The 18,061-nt window shown below is 42.9% G+C and carries 12 protein-coding genes; 11 read left to right on the top strand and 1 reads right to left on the bottom strand.

Going from position 1 to position 18,061, the window contains the following annotated elements:
• The first annotated feature begins 192 nt into the window (after positions 1-192).
• The 8 genes from OQJ86_RS17315 (at position 193) to OQJ86_RS17280 (ending at position 12,999) form a co-directional block, all read left to right on the top strand.
• On the top strand, positions 193-2,349 hold the full coding sequence (locus tag OQJ86_RS17315) for a TonB-dependent receptor plug domain-containing protein (protein ID WP_265988669.1): 2,157 nt from the start codon (positions 193-195) through the stop codon (positions 2,347-2,349).
• Positions 2,343-2,882 (top strand): YfiR family protein, encoded by a 540-nt coding sequence (locus tag OQJ86_RS17310; protein ID WP_265988667.1) that lies wholly within the window; start codon positions 2,343-2,345, stop codon positions 2,880-2,882. The genes OQJ86_RS17315 and OQJ86_RS17310 overlap by 7 nt, the downstream gene beginning before the upstream one ends.
• Positions 2,879-4,804 (top strand): diguanylate cyclase domain-containing protein, encoded by a 1,926-nt coding sequence (locus OQJ86_RS17305; RefSeq protein WP_265988665.1) that lies wholly within the window; start codon positions 2,879-2,881, stop codon positions 4,802-4,804. The genes OQJ86_RS17310 and OQJ86_RS17305 overlap by 4 nt, the downstream gene beginning before the upstream one ends.
• 325 nt (positions 4,805-5,129) lie before the next feature.
• On the top strand, positions 5,130-8,780 hold the full coding sequence (locus tag OQJ86_RS17300) for an ATP-binding protein (protein WP_265988663.1): 3,651 nt from the start codon (positions 5,130-5,132) through the stop codon (positions 8,778-8,780).
• Positions 8,773-9,927: an EAL domain-containing protein gene (locus OQJ86_RS17295; RefSeq protein ID WP_265988661.1), complete on the top strand. Its 1,155-nt coding sequence runs from the start codon at positions 8,773-8,775 to the stop codon at positions 9,925-9,927. Before OQJ86_RS17300 ends, OQJ86_RS17295 begins: the two co-directional genes overlap by 8 nt.
• 4 nt (positions 9,928-9,931) lie before the next feature.
• Positions 9,932-10,531, top strand: coding sequence for a response regulator transcription factor (locus tag OQJ86_RS17290; RefSeq protein WP_265988659.1), 600 nt, complete (start codon positions 9,932-9,934; stop codon positions 10,529-10,531).
• Between the two features lie 10 nt (positions 10,532-10,541).
• A complete protein-coding gene (locus tag OQJ86_RS17285; protein WP_265988657.1) occupies positions 10,542-11,921 on the top strand; it encodes a GGDEF domain-containing protein in 1,380 nt (459 codons plus the stop codon).
• A 190-nt stretch (positions 11,922-12,111) separates the two neighbouring features.
• Complete coding sequence (locus OQJ86_RS17280) at positions 12,112-12,999, top strand: LysR family transcriptional regulator (protein ID WP_265988655.1); 888 nt, start codon at positions 12,112-12,114, stop codon at positions 12,997-12,999.
• Here the strand turns inward: OQJ86_RS17280 and OQJ86_RS17275 are convergent.
• A complete protein-coding gene (locus OQJ86_RS17275) occupies positions 12,996-13,604 on the bottom strand; it encodes a response regulator transcription factor (protein WP_265988653.1) in 609 nt (202 codons plus the stop codon). The genes OQJ86_RS17280 and OQJ86_RS17275 overlap by 4 nt on opposite strands.
• A 404-nt stretch (positions 13,605-14,008) precedes the next feature.
• Here OQJ86_RS17275 and OQJ86_RS17270 point away from each other — a divergent pair, with 404 nt between their 5' ends.
• From OQJ86_RS17270 to OQJ86_RS17260, 3 genes are all read left to right on the top strand, one after another.
• Positions 14,009-15,880, top strand: a complete 1,872-nt coding sequence (locus OQJ86_RS17270) for a methyl-accepting chemotaxis protein (RefSeq protein ID WP_265988651.1) — start codon at positions 14,009-14,011, stop codon at positions 15,878-15,880.
• Positions 15,881-15,983: 103 nt separating this feature from the next.
• The gene (locus OQJ86_RS17265; protein WP_045406850.1) at positions 15,984-16,706 is read left to right on the top strand and encodes a nitroreductase family protein; all 723 of its coding nucleotides are present in this window, start codon (positions 15,984-15,986) and stop codon (positions 16,704-16,706) included.
• Positions 16,707-16,968: 262 nt separating this feature from the next.
• The gene (locus tag OQJ86_RS17260) at positions 16,969-17,949 is read left to right on the top strand and encodes a chemotaxis protein (protein ID WP_038867771.1); all 981 of its coding nucleotides are present in this window, start codon (positions 16,969-16,971) and stop codon (positions 17,947-17,949) included.
• Positions 17,950-18,061: the final 112 nt, after the last annotated feature.

Raw genomic sequence — 18,061 nt, 5'->3', positions numbered from 1 at the left:
CCACTACACTCACTATCTAGTACATCAATTAATCGTCTCGACAAAAATAACTCAGCGTAATTGGCGTTGGTTTAAAATGAACCACACTAGGGCAAATGGTACACTGTACTCATATAGATACACTGTAAATTAGCGTTTGAACCTCTTCCACATAACATTGATATTTAGCGTTCAAACGTTGAGAAAACCCCTATGCGTTTGTCGTTAAACTTTGTGATTGCATCCACTTTTGTAGCTGTTGCTCCAGCTGATGCTAACTATGATCTTGATTCCCTGCTAGAGATGCCACTGTGTTCGTTAGCAGACACAAAAGTTGTTTCGGCAACTCGTACCTCTCAATCCCTTGCGGACACGCCAGCTTCGGTTTATGTGATTACAGCCAAAGAAATCCAACGCTCTGGTGCTCGTTCTGTGGCTGATGCATTATCTTTGGCACCTGGTCTTCATGTCGCCAAGTTCTCCAATTACGATTGGGGGGTCAGTGTGCGTGGCAATAATGAAACACTTAACAACAAGATGTTGGTCATGGTAGATGGCCGCAGTGTGTTCAATCCAATGTCATCCGGTGTTAATTGGGATTTAATTCCCGTTAGCATGGACAACATTGCCCAAATAGAAATCGTTCTGGGCCCGGTTGGGACAGTGTGGGGTGGTAATGCCGTGACAGGAGTCATCAACGTCATCACTAAAGAAGCAGAAGGCTCGGCAAAAGGGAAGGTGTCAGCAAGCTTTGGTAATTATGGCTACAGTGAATATCAATTGCATCATGCAGGATCAATTGGTGAGTACACCAACTACAGTGTTTATGGTGAGTTTGTTGATCACATGCCTTGGACAAGTGATGAAGCTCGCGTGGCTCCGCTGCAACATTTTAACGTATACACTGAACGCTTTGGTGGCCGATTAGATTATCAAAAGCATGAACACACGTTGAGTGTACAAGCTGGTGGTATTCGCTCTCGCGAAGACTACAACTGGGGTAATTATCAGCCTCACTTTGTCATGCCCGGAGCAGAACCGGTCAACTTTTATGAAACTGAAATGACCATGCAAGAGTACTTCGTTGGGGGGCATCATATTTTTGATCGTCCTAGCGGAGACCGATGGGAAAATGAAGTTTGGTTAACCTATAGCTCTAACGACATTTCACACGATAATGCGCGATTTTTCCGAACAGATCTAGACTCCCACTATACCTTTTCAAATCTATGGGGAACCGAGTTTACTGTTGGTGCCAATATTCGGCTTATTGATGAACAGTTTGGTACTTTCGATAAACACGATGAAATGACGATGCCTTATTTGCGCTTATCGGACAGTCCAGATTTTCTCAACCAATCGTATGGTCTGTATGCCAACTGGAGTATTCCGTTGGACGAGAGAACCAAACTGACATTAGGTAATCGCTGGCAATACAACAACCTTACTCATCATGTCGATCCACAACCACAGGTGCGTTTGAGTTATGAGCTCGCGAATAATCAACGATTGTGGGCGGGTTGGGGTAAAGCAATAGTGACGCCGTCACGATTGGAACTGAACACGTATATGCGTGAAAACCATTATATGGAAAACGTACAGTTCAGCGACGGTAATTATTATGACTACTATTACAGTTACCTATTAAAAGGGAATGAAGACCTAGATGTAGAATCAGTCTCGACCTACGAGCTTGGATACCGTTTGTGGGATGAGAACAAACTGCAATTCAATATTGGTGGTTTTTATACTCGTCATGAAAATATTCGTGTTTATAAAACGGATTCTGCGACACAAGCGATTGTTACTGGTGGCTCATCACCGGGCACGGTTGGTACTGTTGTAGAGCAATACACATCCAGCTTAGTTGATCCGATCTGGAGTGAAAGTTTTGGTGGGGAGGTTTCTGTGAAGTGGCAACCTCGTCAAGACATTCAAATAAACGCCAATTACAGCTACAAGCGTATTGTTGGCCATTGTGAGGGCGCTATTTGCTCTAACAACAAGGCCGTGAAACGTATGATTGAAAATGAACCGAATCATTTTGTTAACGCACAGGTAATGTGGGATATCACGCCACAATGGTGGGTCAGTGTGACTGGTCAGTATATTTCTGAATCTAAGTTACACGATGATTATGAGTCGGCTTTGAATCCGGTTAACGTAGCGAATAAAGACTATAACTGGCCGGAAGTGGTTTCCTTTGATGCATCGGTAAGTTGGCAATACAACGATTGTTTGCCACAAATTACAGCGTCGGTAGAAAATCTAGGTGCAGACCAAAGCAAAGAGTTTCCCAACAACTACAACCCTTTCGCTAATGGAACGCAATACTGGCTAACGCTCGATTGGAACTACGCTCAATGGTAAAACGGTTTGAGCGAAGCTCAGCAGTGAAATGGGTAATAACGATTTGGGCACTGCTCAGCGCGACATTTGCCTTCGCTCAATACGATGATGCGGATCTGAAAGCCGTTTATTTATATCGTTTTGCTTTGCTCGCCGATTGGATGGCGACGGGGGAATCCATCGCCCCAGTTGAGTATTGTGTGTCTGAAAGTGACTCTGTTGGCGAGCACCTTAAAAACATCGTTGCTCGTAAGCAGCAGTTGTCTCGTTACTATGATTTATCAAATCCGGTGACGCCGAACACCTGCCATATCTTGTACATACCGCAAGCAAAGAAGTCCCAAATCTTATTGTTGCGCGATCAATACCCTCATTCGTTGTTGATCAGTAATGGCGAAGAGTTCGTGAAAATAGGGGGCATGGTCGCCTTTGTTAAGGTAAACAATCGTATTCGTCCTATGGTATCTCGTAGTCACGTCGCGCCAACACAGATACAACTGCGTGCCCAACTATTGAGTATCTCCTTATTGGTTGAAGATGAGGTCGCGCCATGATCCGCTCTCGTCTCGCTCGTTTGCCTCTAAGGCATAAGATGATGTTGCCTACATGGCTAATGATCACTCTTATTGTCATTGGTCTTGGTACGCTCGCGATTCAATACGTGGTACTTGCACAAGAAAAGGCGTTGGAGCGTCGTATTGATATTCTTGGCCAAGGGGTGGCGAACACGCTACAAGCGGCATTGATGTTTGATGATGCATACACGGCAAAAGAGCAACTGACCAACCTGAGTTTCGACCCTGACATTATTTCCGCGGTCGTGATCAATCAGCATGACAAAACAATTGCGTCGATAGAAGATCTGCCAGCAGGTTGCCATTGGCAAGAGCGTCAGGTGATTTGTTCACATCTCAACGTTGTGATGCGTCATAACGATGTCTTATTAGGCGATGAGAAGTTGGGCGCACTCGAAATATGGGTTTCTTTAGAGAACCTATTAATAAACGAACGGAAAATGTGGTTATCGCTTGGCGTGATCGTTTTCTTACTTTCGTTGTGTGCGTGGGCGTTGGCAAAGTTACTACACTCATTAATTTCATTGCCATTGCTGTCGTTGCATCGTTCTGTTGAGCATATGAGTCGTGTCGGGGTCCTCCGTAAAACATTGCCAGTTTATCATCAAGATGAAGTTGGTAAGCTAACAGAATGCTTTAATGAAATGACCATGAGTCTGGCTGAACGTGAATCACAAGTGGCGCAAGTGTTAAAGCGTGTTGAAGATAAAAACCGTTATATCCATAGTGCACTCGACGCAATGCAACGTTGCGTACTCGTAGTTTCGTCAAATCACCAGGTGACGTACTTCAACCCTATAGCGGCAAAAGAGTTAAAAGGGATGGAATCAAATTCGGATGCGAGAAGCCTCTTGATGAGTCACTTCGAGCCGATGTTGAAAGTAGAGCGTATCCTGTTTGCAATCGATACGCATACTACAGTGAAAGGGTTAGAAGTTCGTAGTGTTGACAAGACTAAGCGCTATTTGATCTCTTGTAACCCGATGGACACAGAAAAGAGCAGCTTGATTCAGCTTCGAGACATTACGGAGCAAACGCTATCGGAGCAAAGACGTAAGCTACTCGATTTAATGTTTGATCAAAACCAAGACGCCATATTGGTATTGAATCGAGCTTTAAGCGTTCAAACTCAAAACCAATCTGCGACACAGTGGTTTGGTGAGGTTAATGCACTAAAAGGTCTAGAATTGTTTTCACCTTTTGAAGTGACGAAAGCGATTAAATTAAGGTTATTGAAAACGGGTCACTACAAAACGCACGTTGATGTAAAAAACCAACAAGGGCGTGTGATGCCGTGTGAGCTGAAGGTTCGCGCTTTGAAGAGTGAAAATGGCCGTGCAGAGGCGTTTGTGGTCTCATTTACGGACTTGACGATTGACATCGAGTTAAAACGTTTAAATTATCAAGCAAACCATGACCCGTTAACCGGCTTAGCCAATCGCTCAAAAGCGTTACGTCGACTCCAGGAAAAGCATGATGTGGGTGCCTCACAACATATTTTATTCTTAGACCTAGATGGATTTAAAGCGGTTAATGACCAATACGGTCATGCGGTTGGCGATCAATTATTGAAAGCTGTTGCTCAACGTTTGGTCAACTGTGTGGCGAGAAGAGATCTTGTGTCTCGTCTTGCTGGCGATGAATTTTTGATTGCGGTTCGTGAGGCTTCCAGTTGTGAGCCGATCGCGAATCGCATCATAGAAAGCCTAGCGAAGCCCTTTTACTTTGGCGATATCACTTGCTATATCTCTGCAAGTATTGGTATGAGTTATTGGGCGCGAGAAGATAACTCGACGTTGGATGACCAAATTAACGCTGCGGATATGGCTATGTATCTTGCGAAAAAGGGCGGTAAGAATCAGTACCAAGCCTGTTTAGAGCCTGCTTGTATTTTGGATTAACTTAATAGCCATACACTATGCGACCAAGCTTCAAACGCGAGCAAATAGAGGTGTGGCTTTTAATTGTACGTCATTGTCCATTTTATCTTGTCAGAATAGGGTGTATGTTGTGCTGTTTGATTTTTGAGCGATAGGCGTTCTGTTGATGATGAGATGGTGAACGCAATTTCGTTGTAGTCCAAGGCGGATAGTGTTGTAAGAATGTCCTTACTAATCATGAAAAATTATCATCTTATCAATAAGATAAAATTAATTCGCTAAGTTTCGAAGTTTGACATTTAAGCTGTGCAAATTAGTCTGAGCTCCCAAGTCGTGGAAGCCAGTTATGCTTAGCATTTTTAGAAAAAACATCGTATTCATTTTCGCATTCATTGTTATTGCGTCTTCAAGCGTTTCTTTTGCTGCGGATGAGCCAAAAGAAACGGTTGTTGTTGGGGTTATTGCTCAGCATTCAGAAAATCCCCAAATAGGGGATGAAATCGGTGCTTTCTATGGGATCAACCTTGAGTATCTGACTAACATTGCCAAGGTACTCGATCTGAAATTGGAGCTTCGTTCCTATAGTACGATTCCCGCCCTGTTAACTGATATCGAAAATGGTACGGTTGATGGCGCGGTGGGTTTTAGTAAAACACCAGAAAGAAGCAGCCATTTCTTATTTTCAGAACCTTTCTTCTCCAGCACGATCGCGGTGTGGTACCGAGATAGCAACTATATTCAACGTGATCCTCGAGAGCTTCAATGGGTTTGTGTTGAGGGAACCGTCTATTGTGATTACATAAGAGAGGCGGGCGCAACCAAAATACGCGAAGTTAAAACGCGTCTAAAAGCATTTGAGGAAGTGCGCAGTGGTCATGCAAATGCTCTGATCTCGACGTATGTCGCCATTAATCAATATTTAGATCAAAATGATATTATAAAAGGGGCAGTAGACATTCCGAGCTGGCTCAATGAGGAAGAAGTCAGTTTTATCACTTCAAAATCAAACCAAGATTTGGTCGACCGAATTAACAAAATCTTGAACTGGGAACGCCGTGGAAAGAATATTCGCTCGGTAGCGTCGAAGAACCCATATCATGTTAACGACAAACTATTGGTCGAGTACCGACGTGAACTCGATAGTAATAAAGCCATCACCTACAGCAGCAGCGAAGAGGCGTTCCCGTTTCTTTATCGTAATCCACACACGGCTCGCCTAGACGGTTTCTTGCCTGATTTTATCGACCTGATTCGTTCAAGAACGGGCCTAAAATTTGAATACATAGAGCCCACAAACCGCTTAGATAGTGGATTGACTGCGTTTTCCTCTGACCTTGTTCCTGTCGCTTATGTTGATCATGTTCGGTCGTCTGATTGGCTAATTACTAAGCCTTTTATGCACAACAACTTTGTCGCGATTGAAGCGCTAGATGTGGAGAATCATCCTCCTCACGATGCGATGTCAGGCATTTTGATGAGTTTAAAAAAACAGGGACTGGTTAACTTAGACTCATGGAAGGAAGAGCGTTTTACTCGTTATGACGACTTGAAGCTACTTCTTAGTGACCTAAAGAACGGCGAAATTGATGTGGCTTACGTGCCTGACGATATCGTTCATAGTATGATTGCGCAAGATAACATCGATGGACTGTTGATCAGCGAGAAGGATGTCCTGACGTTGTCGATTGCCTTTGCCGTTGCCAACCACAATACCAAGTTGAAGAAAATCTTGGATAGCATCATCGATACGATTGATGCCAAAGAGATCGACAAGTTGAATCGGACTTACCGTAACTTCAACCTTGTCTATGGCTATGATGAAGAAGAGATTACCACCATTGTACTGTTTGTTGTGGTTATTTTTGCGGTGCTTCTCGCCGTCGTCTACTTCGTATTGGCGCACCTCAAGCTGAAAGTGAACCTTGCTGAGCTCAATGCCACCAATGAAGAGAAAGAAAAACAGTGGTTGATGGGGATCATTCAAGAGATAAACAGCATTGTATTCATCCATGGTGAAGACAACCAGATTCAAATGAGTAACTGCTCTTTGTTCCTCAGTGGTCGATGCAATGGCTGCACCATTCTCGACCGAAAAACAGCAAAACCGTTGGTCGATAATGCCCTTGAACTGCGTGAAGTCATCGAAGGTAAACGCGTTACCGATACTAGCGCATCCACCGGTTGCAAAGGTGGTATTCAACACGTGTACCGCGAGCGAAAAACCATCCTTTCACCAAGCAGCAAGAAAAAATTTGTCCTAACGGTTCTTCAAGATATTACCGAACAAAAAGAACGTGAGTTTGCTTTAATCGATGCTCAGGAGAAAGCTCAAACGGCAGTGCGTGCACGTGAAAATTTCTTAGCAACCATGAGCCACGAATTGAGAACGCCACTGTCTGCGGCGCATGGATTACTCGACTTATTAGAGCGTCAAACTCGAAGCGACACCAATAAAGAACTCATCACGCAAGCCATGCGCTCTCTTAATCACCTCAATGTGCTGGTGGACGAGGTCCTAGATTATTCAAAGCTTGAAGCAGGACAATTAAAGGTGACGCCGGTAAACACCAACGTCATTACAACCTTATGCGATGTTGTGCGTAGTTTTGAACCCAAAGCGCAGAGTAAAGGGTTGGATTACCGAGTGACTGTGAAACCCTTTACCAACCCTTGGTTAAAAGTAGACGCGGTTCGACTCGTACAAATTATGACGAACATCTTATCAAATGCGGTCAAGTTTACTTCTGATGGTGAGATACGGATTAGCATTGCGCTCAATCAAGAACAACTAATTCTAAAAATCGCCGACACCGGCATCGGCATGACGGAAGCGCAGTTGGATGGGATTTTTCAACCATTTGTTCAAGCGGACGATACGATCACTCGTAAATTTGGTGGTACAGGCTTGGGGCTAAGCATTGTTGATGGCCTTGTGGAATGCATGAGCGGAGACCTTCAGATTAATTCTGAATTCGGACTAGGGACGACCATCGTGATCAAGTTACCTGTTACGCTCTGTAAACCTAAAGCGCAGCCTTCTATTGTATATAGCTACTCGCCGACATTGCCTGCCAATATTCGCGATTGGTGTGAAGTATGGGGAATGGAATCGACCGATAGTTCCCCGAGCCTCGCTGGAACATTTTCTAAGGAAGGGAAGTACCAAGGGCTTAATTTGAACTGTGGTTGTGACGCCATATGTTCACTAACCGCAATAGAAGCAAAATATCCAGATACGCTGTTAAATCTGTTGAGCCAAGGTTGTACACCGACAGTTGAGCCAATTAAGCCAGTAGATAAGGTATCTTGGAAGCACGGAACGGTCTTGGTCGCAGAGGACAACCCAATAAACCAAAGCGTCATAACCATGCAGCTACGAGAACTCGGCATAGAACCCGTAATTGTGAGCAATGGTTTAGAAGCATGGCAATACGTAAATCAGGATGAATTCGTTACCTTGGTATTAACCGATTTCCATATGCCGGAGATGGATGGTTTTGAATTAGTGAATAAGCTCAAAGCAAATGAGGAGCTGTCTAAAATCCCAGTAATTGGTGTGACCGCAGAGGATTCCCGTCTGGCAAACGAACGTGCGAAAACCATAGGGATCGATGACATTCTCTTTAAGCCATATGACCTTGAGCAGCTTAAGGCGAAATTGCTGCCTTACTTGAGTGAACAAAAAAACAATCTATGGCCTGAATGGTTAGAGAAGTTTAGAGCACAGGATGCAAAAGAGATCGCTAACGTCTTTAAAAGCTCGATGACGCAAGATGTAACCAATTTAAAAGCGGCAGAAAGTAAACAAGAGAAGAAGCGAATTATTCACGGTATTAAGGGGGCGTTAGGGGCGATAGGCGTCACTATCTTAGCTGAGATATGTGTTGAAGCCGAACAGGCAAGTGACGCGGATTTCGATTCGCACGTCACAGAACTTATTGACCGAATAGAACACGAAGTTAACCTCGCAGGACACTGGATTAAAGCTCATGAATAAACCACTGAACACGATGGTGATCGATGACCATCCTCTACAGATTACGTTGTTAAGGCAGATGTTATTACGTAACGGTGTTGATGTTGCTACTTATGATAAGGTCGACGATGCGATCGCGCATGCGAAGCATAACAACGTAGATGTCATCTTTTGTGATTTACAGATGCCAGAGAAAGATGGCATCGACATGATGGAGATGCTCAATCAAATTGGTTACGAAGGCAAAGTTGTTCTAGTCAGTGCGATGGAGCTGACGATAGTGACTGCCGTGCGTGCGATGTGTGAAAGCTTTAGTTTTGAAGTGCTTGGAAAACTATTGAAACCTTACGAAGAGCAACAAGTCATCGATATGCTGACTCGAGTGAACTTAGAACCAGTCAAAAGCACCAAATTTCACCAATGTGTAGACGTTCAAGACCAAGAGTTTTTGTTTGCGCTTGGCGAAGGACGTATCAAAAACTACTACCAACCGCTGGCGGACGCGAACAGTGGTGACATTATCGGATTTGAAGCTTTGGCTCGTTGGTTTCATCCCATCTATGGTGTTTTACCACCACATTGTTTTTTGCCGATTGTTGAACGTTGTCATTTGTCTGCCGAGTTGTTTGATGCGGTGTTTAGTAACGCGTTATACGACATTAAGCATCGTGGACTCACTCAAAAAGTCTCGATCAACGTTGACCACGATAATCTTGAAGATTGCGAGTTCGCAAGCCAGTTCATTCAGCGTTGTTACGAAAACGGCATCAGCCCAGACCAATTTACAATAGAAATTACCGAGCGCGATACTTTTCAAACCAGCGCTGCACTCTACAAAAACTTACTCAAATTCAGAATGAATGGCGTGACGGTGAGTATCGATGATTTTGGTACTGGCTCGTCATCGCTAGAAAAACTCGCTCAATTGCCTTTTAACGAACTGAAAATAGACCGCTCGTTTATACAGGGGTTAGTGAATGACCCGAAAAAGAAAAACATCGTGCTCGCAATATGTGCACTAGCAAAAAGTCTCAATATTAGCGTCGTCGCAGAGGGGGTGGAAGACGAGATTACGCTGCAAGCCATGCGCCAATACACGATCGATGTTTGCCAAGGCTATTACATCGATAAACCAATGCCTTTAGAAGCCATAACAATACTGAATTAAAAGAATGATGAATAAAATAAACTGCCTGATCTTTGATGATCACCCACTTGTCTGTATTGCCATTAAATCGCTTGTTGAAAGCCTAGGTATCGCCAATGAAGTGATGACCGAAACAAGCTCAAAAGACGCTTTAAAAATGCTTAAAGAAGGCGATATCGGGCTACTTATCTTAGACGTGAACCTTGCTGATTGTGATGGTTACGACTTTTATAAACGTATTAAATCCCATGGCTTTAGCGGAAAAGTGATTTTCTTTTCTGCTGAGACTAGCCATATGTATAGCCAAATGGCATTCCGCTCAGGGGCCGATGGTTATGTCTGTAAATCCGAAAATCACGAGATCTTAAAAGACGCAATAGAGGCGGTTGCGAAAGGGTATTCGTTCTTCAAGTTCAAACAAACAGTGGAAGAGCATCGAAATGTCCCAACGTTATCAAGCCGAGAAAGCGCGGTGATGAAGTTACTTCTACAAGGAAAAAGTAACCGAGATATTGCCGATGTTCTGTCGATCAGTGACAAAACCGTCAGTACATACAAGCGCAGAGTCATGGATAAGTTCAACGTGAAGAACATCGTGGAGCTTTCAAAAGTCGTTGATACTTAAAGGGTAAGGGATGAACCTGAAAAATATTTATTTGTCTTTTTTCTTTAGTGCGCTTTTGTTTACCACTTCAATGACCATGATCGGTGCGATGTTGATTTCCCATGAAGTGAAGCAGTTTAAGATTTACACTCAGGGGATATCCAAGACCAAGCAAAAGGTCACCTTACTTGGTCTATTGATGGAATCTGAATTGGCACGTTATGAAGGTTCCACAGCCCATGAGATTAATGAACTGACGGAATTTAGTTTTCAAGATGCGATTTACGCGTTAGAGCCGGGCAGCGAACTGGACTATGTTGAAGCGATTGCGCGGAAAGTACTGCACGAGGCCGAAGGGTATTTAGCAAACGTTTATGAACGAATTGATGTCGTGCTTTACTTTCGTTCATATACGGCGAGCAAATTGATTCTCGAGAATCCGATTAAAGAGCTTGAGAACTTGTCTGACCCTTTTGATATTGATTGGTGTAAACAAACGTACTCTTGCGCACTCGCGGCATGGAAGGATCAGCTAACCGATCGCATTCTCATTTCTAAACCTTTTAAAACGACGTATTCGGAGAGTAGGGCATTTAGTGTGATTAGCCCTGTTTACTACCAAGGTGAGATCGTTGGTGAATTCGGAGAACAAATCTTTCTCGATTCACTCAAGGCCGAAGGGAAAGCCCTAAAAGTGGATATCAACAACGGCAACAAACACATCGTTGTTTACTACCCACATTACCTGTGGTCAGACTTTGCATATACACAAAGCTACGTTGCGGATAACAACAACTTAATCGTTTATCAATTTCCTTTCAGTAAAATACTGATTGATTTCGGATTCCTGTTCCTAATCATGTTTGTATCTATTTATGGATACTATTCAAAGGCGCAAGAGTCCAAAGAAAGTAAAATTCAATTGGCCAATGCAATCAGTGATGCAACCAAAGATGAACTGACTGGTTTGTTCAATCGTAAGGTGTTCAAGGAACAAGCGTTCAAGAATAAGATAAAAATGACTCCGTTTACCGTGGTTGCCATTGATGGCGACAGAGTGAAACACATCAATGATAAATATGGTCATCATGTTGGCGACGAGGTGATCGTGATTATTGCGGATGCGATGAAGAAAGTGTTTAGAGTGTCTGACTACTTGATTCGAACGGGAGGGGATGAGTTTATTGCGATTCTGCCAGGATGCAGCGAGAGTAAATCTCTGGTGTTGGCTAAAAAGTTGCAAAATGCCGTGACAGAGAACCGTTTAAAAAGCTTAGATATCAATGTAAGCGTCAGTACTGGACTTGCCATGGGCAACGAACATGAGACGTTAAATGATGTGATCATGCGCGCGGATGAGGACCTTTATGAAACAAAACGGCATCGTAGTTACTCTGAAACTGTGTCTTAAACGAGAAAATTAATGTAAATGACTATATTGTTATTAATTGAAAAGATAAGAGTTTGATAAACTTGACTAAAACGTGACTTTGGTCTTCTATAGTAAAGCAGCTAATTTAAAGGCTGCTTTCTTTGTATTTGGCAGAAACTAATTATAAAAAACACAACTTTAATCTTTGATTCTACTTGGTAACCACACTGTGAATAAAGATCTCGACCTAAATCTTCTCAAAATACTGGTGTTGTTAGAGCGTCATCGTCAACTGAAACCTGTTGCTAAGGCATTGGGTAAAAGTGAAGCCTCGATCAGTAAATACCTCACTCGTTTACGAACACAATTAGAGGATGAGCTGTTCATTCGCCATGCTCATCATTTTGAACCGACAGATTATTTAAAGCGCAAACTGCCTGAAATCACGGGTGCACTTGACCAACTTGAATTGTGTTTAGTTCGACGTGAATTTGATCCACTTTCATACGAGAAAAACATTACGATTTGTTTGCCTCAATCCGCTCAGTACTCATTTGGACACCTTCTGCTTGGGGATTTGATGTCTTTGTTCCCTAATGCTTACATCACTGTATCAAGCACTACCGACCACACGATTGAAGATATCTTGGAAGATAAAGTAGACATGCAATTGCACTACTTCAACGAAGAGTATCCTAAGTCAATCCATCAGCAATTTATTGGTTATGCGCCAGCCGTTATCGTCGTACCGGAAGAGCTCGGTATTAGCGATTTAGAAAAAGCGTGTGACCTTCCTTTCATTTTATTAGAAATGAATGGTTGGAAGGATCGAGAACAAGTGACGAAGCGCGCTTTGGAGAAAAGCGGAATAAACATTAACCGTGTGGCAACGATGGGAAATATCACAAGCTTATTGCGGGCGATTAAACACCAAGGTGCAGCGACAATTTTGCTTGAATACCAAAGACCTATTAACGGTTTCAATTTTATCTCTGTACCAGAGAGCTTTTACCCAGATGGTCGCCCTAAAGTGGTGGTACAGATGAAACAAACTCATCGCTACAATTCGATGCATCAGCTACTGACGGGTGCCATCTCGAAGTATGTCAATGTCTAACAACATAAGCTGCCGCACTCTTCTTGAGGAAGGGTGTTGAGCAGCTCAACAACGGATTCTGCGTGGTACTTTTTCAGAATACGTGTTTTATAAGTACTGATGGTTTTCGCACTTAATGACAATTGCTCCGAAATCTTTTTATTTGAGTAACCTTGGGCTAAATAATGGAAAACCATCGCTTCTCGATTCGATAAAGTGACGTTACCTGATGACTGGTTGTGCGTCGCTTTAAACATCGAATATCCGCGTGTTACGCTGAGAACCGCATCCATGATGGTTGCTTTTGCCTCATTCTTATTCAGAAATCCGTGTGTGCCCATCTCAAAGGCCGCTTTAGATAAACTTGAATAATCTCGGGATGAAATAAACAGGATCTTTCCTTGATAGCCAGTTGCCAGAATATTCTTAGCTAAACGCATACCATCTCTATCACCTAGCACAACATCCAGAATAACCAAATCAATTGGTTGGTTACGAATCAACTCCATTATCTTTGCGCTGTCTGTTGATTCAACGACATTCACGGATTTAAATGCGCTTTGAACGAGAGAAGCCAGAGCCTCACTATATAACGGTTGGTCGTCGATAATAAGAACGCTATTCATATTTATGCCTCACCTTGTATTTCAATTTACTGGCCGCATCCCTTCAGCCGTCATTTAATGTGGAGGAATTGTAGGAAAAATCTGTGACGAGCAGGTGAAAATGACAATTTCATTATTTGAAACTTGCCGTCTCAAATGTGAGATGGTGTCGCAGTAAAAATAATGAAATCAATTAGATGCAAGATGAAAGATTCGCAATGTTGCATTGACGTCCGTCTCTTTCTTTGGGGTCGGAAAAAGCTTACAAAAACTTAAAACCTTATAAAATACAATGACATGTCATTTTTTCATAAAAGGCGTTAATTTACGGTAAAAGAACGTGTTTTTTACTATTTCTTCCTTGCTGTTCTTATGGAGTAGGCGGAATGCTAAATAGGATTAAAAAAATAAAACACTAATTTTACATGATTTTAAGTACCGTTATTTTGGTGCTTTTTGCGATAACCGCAGTCGGTGTACTTACTACCAACCAAATCAATACAAACTTTATCCACTTTCAATCGATTAATAGCAGTGCATTTGAAGCAACTGAAATCGAAGCGAATCTTCTAACCGCAAGAATTAATGCATTAACCTATCGAACAAACCGAGAACGCCAATTTTTCAATCAAGCAATGGAGGCGTTAAATCTAGCTAGAGACGAGGCGCAAAAGCAAGCATTAAGTTCGGAGGATGATGAACGTAAGTTGCGCTTTGAAAAGGTTTCGTCTCAGCTTGAACAGTATATTGTGCACTTGGGAGAAGTTTCTCAATTAATGGCGAAAAGAAATACCGATGTGAATGCTTTAGTTTCTTATCAAAAAGAGATAGAAAACAAACTCATGCGCCGTTTGAACAAACACACAACTGAGCGAGGTGTGATAGCCGATGCGACTTTGGTGTTTAAGGCGCTTACGCAAGAAGCAACGGAATACTTGTTAACCAACAGCGAGCAAGACTATGAGCAATTTGAAGCGAAGCTGGATCACTGGAAGAGATTCATGATACAGCTTCATTTTGTTGATCAAGACAAACTCAACGAATTAACTGGACACCTTTCAACTGCGTTATCCAGTGTTGCAGAAACCATTAGAGCAAGGAATCAACGTTGGGATGCACTTAAAGATATTGGTTTTGAAATTGCGGACCAAATCAACGCAATAAAATTGGATGCAGTTAATGACCAGAATGTTTTAAAGGAAGAAATTCAACAAACGACAGAACAAGCGACGATGAATGTAGCCTTGGCATTGTTGATTGGTTTACCTGCAGTGACGTTTTTGTGTCTATTTATCTCTAAAGACATCACGAACAATGTCATCTTTGCAAAGCAAGTAGCGGAGAAATTGAGCCGAGGTGAAATTAGTGTAGAGCAGCAGCATGCAAAAGGCAGTGATGAGGTTTCTGAAATGCTTGTTGCGTTACACAACATGGAAGAGCAGCTGTATAAAACCGTTTCTGAAGTTATCTCTTGTAGCGATCTTCTTGCTTCGGCATCAGAGCAACTTTCTGCAGTAAATTCCGAAATCTTGAGCAATGCGCAGTCCCAGCAATTGGAAACTGACCAAGTAGCGACAGCGGTGAATGAAATGACGGTGGCGATTGCAGAGGTAGCACAAAGCGCAAACGGAGCGTCACGGGAAGCAGAAATTGCATCGGAGGTCTCCGACAGAGGGCAGAGTGTTATGAACAGTGCGATGCAACAAGTTGGTGGACTTGCTGAACAGATGGGAAGCATGAGTCAAGAAGTTGGGACGCTTTCTAATGGTACTGCGGAAGTGGCAGACATTACCGAAGTTATCCAAACCATAGCTGAACAAACGAACTTGTTGGCGTTAAACGCTGCGATTGAAGCTGCACGAGCGGGCGATCAAGGTCGGGGCTTTGCCGTTGTTGCTGATGAGGTTCGTCAATTAGCGCAGGAAACACAAAAAGCGGTCGAAAAGATTGGGAATCGTATTACTACGCTGCAACAAAATACCTCTCAAGTGGTTGAATCTATCGATGCAGGCCAACACATGTTGGAACAAACTGTGCAGCAATCGGCTTCTGCCAATGATGCGTTTTTAAGTATTTCATCAAATATTGATCAAACGAATGCATTGAACACACAGATTGCAGCCGCGACAGAAGAGCAATCTGCGACCGCAGAAATGATCAACCAAAGTGTTGTCTCTGTTCGCGATCAAGTTGACCAGACGGTAAATATGATTCAAGACAGCAACCAAGCCGCCGATGAATTGGCGAAGATGTCGATAAACCTCTCTGATCAGATGCGCTTTTTTAAACTGCAATAAAATAAGAAGGGCAGACGCGATTTTTTGTCTGCCTTTGTATTTGCGCTTGCAGGAGGAAGATGATTACGTAAAGATCCCTTTTTTGTTCTATTTTGAGTCTGTTATGAGCCAACCTTCTTTTGAATCCATTGTTCACTCCCGTCGTTCTGTACGTAAGTACGATGCCAGTGCTGAATTTAACCACAGTGATGTCGCGGATGCCCTTGATCTGACAACATTAAGCCCAAACAGCAGCAACATGCAGATGTGGGAATTTCATCGTGTTATTTCATCTGAAAAACGCGAACAACTTGCAGAATTTTGTATGGGGCAAAATGCAGCGAAAACGGCAAATGAACTGGTTGTGTTTGTTGCTACGACTCATAACTGGCAAGAGCGCGCCAAGCGCAACGCAGAGACTGTGCGTCAAGCTTTTGAAAACCGTGACGACGCTGCGGCTAAGCGCGCTCTTAAGTATTACGAAAAACTGATTCCAATGGTTTACAACAATGATGCATTTGGCCTTCGTGGCGTTGTGCGCAAGTTATACAGTTGGTGGTTGGGGCGCAATAAGCCAATGGTTCGCGAAGTCAGTAAGTCGGATATTCGTGTTTGTTTGCACAAGAGTGTTTCTTTAGCCGCGATGACGTTTATGTATGCGATGCGTGAAAAGGGGTACGACACGTGCCCAATGGAAGGCTTTGATTCAAAACGAGTAAAGCAGCTGCTTGGGTTACGTGGTAGTGACCAGATCACCATGATCATCAGCTGCGGTGTAAGAAGTGAAGAAGGCGTGTATGGAGAACGTCATCGCGTTGCCAACGACAGCGTGATTAAATCACATTAATTAACACTAAACTTTTCTGTCGCTATGCCGTTAACAGTAGTGAGTAAACTGCGATATTGAGTCGTTGAATGTGTTTTGTTCAAAAATGAGACAAAATTTCAGCATTTGATAGAGAAGTGTGCAGTTCGCATCCTTTTGATTATTTACAAATTCTGTCTCAACGACTACAAAAGGACTCTTGGATTTTTCGCCTGTGAAGTGATTCTCTGTGGCATTGCATCAAGCCTCTTTTTCTTGATGCGTATTTTGGATAATTGGGTTTATGAGTAACGTAACCAGCACCATTTTGACTGAAAGTGGCACCAATGAACTTGAAATCATTGAGTTCCATCTAGAAAAACAAATGCCAGATGGCAGCACAAAAACATGTTTTTACGGCATTAACGTCGCTAAGGTTCGTGAAGTGATTCGCGTCCCAGAGACGACTGATTATCCGAACGCCCAACCGCACATGATTGGTGTCTTTTCTTCTCGTGAAGTGCTTACGCCTCTTGTTGATCTTGCTGGTTGGTTAGGTGTCCCGACACGCCGTGATTTAGAACGTAAGTTTGTTATCGTTACTGACTTTAACAAGATGACTAATGGCTTCTTGATCGACAGTATTTCTCGTATTCATCGTATTTCTTGGAATGATGTTGAATCTCCAAGCCAGTTTCTAGAAGCTGGGGAGCAAGATTGTGTCGTTGCCGTTGTGCGTAAAGATGGCAACTTAATCATGATTCTCGATTTCGAAAAAATCATTGCTGACATCAACCCAGAACTGAGCATGGAAAAATACGATGTGACGGGCGATAAATCGGTTGATTTGAACCAGCGAATGGTTGGCAAACGTAATGCTAAAACTATTATGGTTGTGGATGACTCTGCATTTATTCGTTCTCTGATTCAAGATACCTTGGCTTCTGCGGGTTATAACGTGATCACTTGTAAAGATGGTGGTGAAGCGTATGAAAAGCTAATGAGCTTGATTGAAGTGGCGAAAGAAGAAAACTTACCAGTGCGTGAGTTGCTTGATGCTGTCGTCACTGACGTTGAGATGCCTCGTATGGATGGCATGCACTTAGTGAAACGACTACGTGATACAGAAGCGTACAACCAAACTCCAATTGTGATGTTCTCTTCTTTGATGAGTGAAGACAACCGCGCGAAGGCATTATCTCTTGGTGCGAATGACACCATCACCAAGCCTGAGATAGGTCGTATGGTGAATATGATGGATAAACACGTGTTTAATTTTGCGTAGTCTATCCGACAGTGAACAAAAAGGCTGCCAATTTGGCCTGTCTCTTATACACAAATCCCCAAGCTTGTAGTTTGGGGATTTTTTTTGAACTCTTTCACGTGTGTGCGATCTG

Origin of the sequence: Vibrio sp. Sgm 5 (assembly GCF_026241575.1) — a bacterium.
GTDB lineage: Bacteria > Pseudomonadota > Gammaproteobacteria > Enterobacterales > Vibrionaceae > Vibrio > Vibrio jasicida.
The sequence above is the reverse complement of the archived record's forward strand: the minus strand, read 5'-3'. Positions and strand labels throughout refer to the sequence as shown.

Excerpts from the sequence above, each read along its gene's own strand:
- OQJ86_RS17300 (WP_265988663.1), top strand. The coding sequence starts at position 5,130 with ATGCTTAGCATTTTTAGAAAAAACATCGTATTCATTTTCGCATTCATT.
- OQJ86_RS17305 (WP_265988665.1), top strand. The coding sequence starts at position 2,879 with ATGATCCGCTCTCGTCTCGCTCGTTTGCCTCTAAGGCATAAGATGATG.
- OQJ86_RS17260 (WP_038867771.1), top strand. The coding sequence starts at position 16,969 with ATGAGTAACGTAACCAGCACCATTTTGACTGAAAGTGGCACCAATGAA.
- OQJ86_RS17290 (WP_265988659.1), top strand. The coding sequence starts at position 9,932 with ATGATGAATAAAATAAACTGCCTGATCTTTGATGATCACCCACTTGTC.
- OQJ86_RS17275 (WP_265988653.1), bottom strand. The coding sequence starts at position 13,604 with ATGAATAGCGTTCTTATTATCGACGACCAACCGTTATATAGTGAGGCT.
- OQJ86_RS17265 (WP_045406850.1), top strand. The coding sequence starts at position 15,984 with ATGAGCCAACCTTCTTTTGAATCCATTGTTCACTCCCGTCGTTCTGTA.
- OQJ86_RS17310 (WP_265988667.1), top strand. The coding sequence starts at position 2,343 with ATGGTAAAACGGTTTGAGCGAAGCTCAGCAGTGAAATGGGTAATAACG.
- OQJ86_RS17285 (WP_265988657.1), top strand. The coding sequence starts at position 10,542 with ATGAACCTGAAAAATATTTATTTGTCTTTTTTCTTTAGTGCGCTTTTG.
- OQJ86_RS17295 (WP_265988661.1), top strand. The coding sequence starts at position 8,773 with ATGAATAAACCACTGAACACGATGGTGATCGATGACCATCCTCTACAG.
- OQJ86_RS17315 (WP_265988669.1), top strand. The coding sequence starts at position 193 with ATGCGTTTGTCGTTAAACTTTGTGATTGCATCCACTTTTGTAGCTGTT.
- OQJ86_RS17270 (WP_265988651.1), top strand. The coding sequence starts at position 14,009 with ATGATTTTAAGTACCGTTATTTTGGTGCTTTTTGCGATAACCGCAGTC.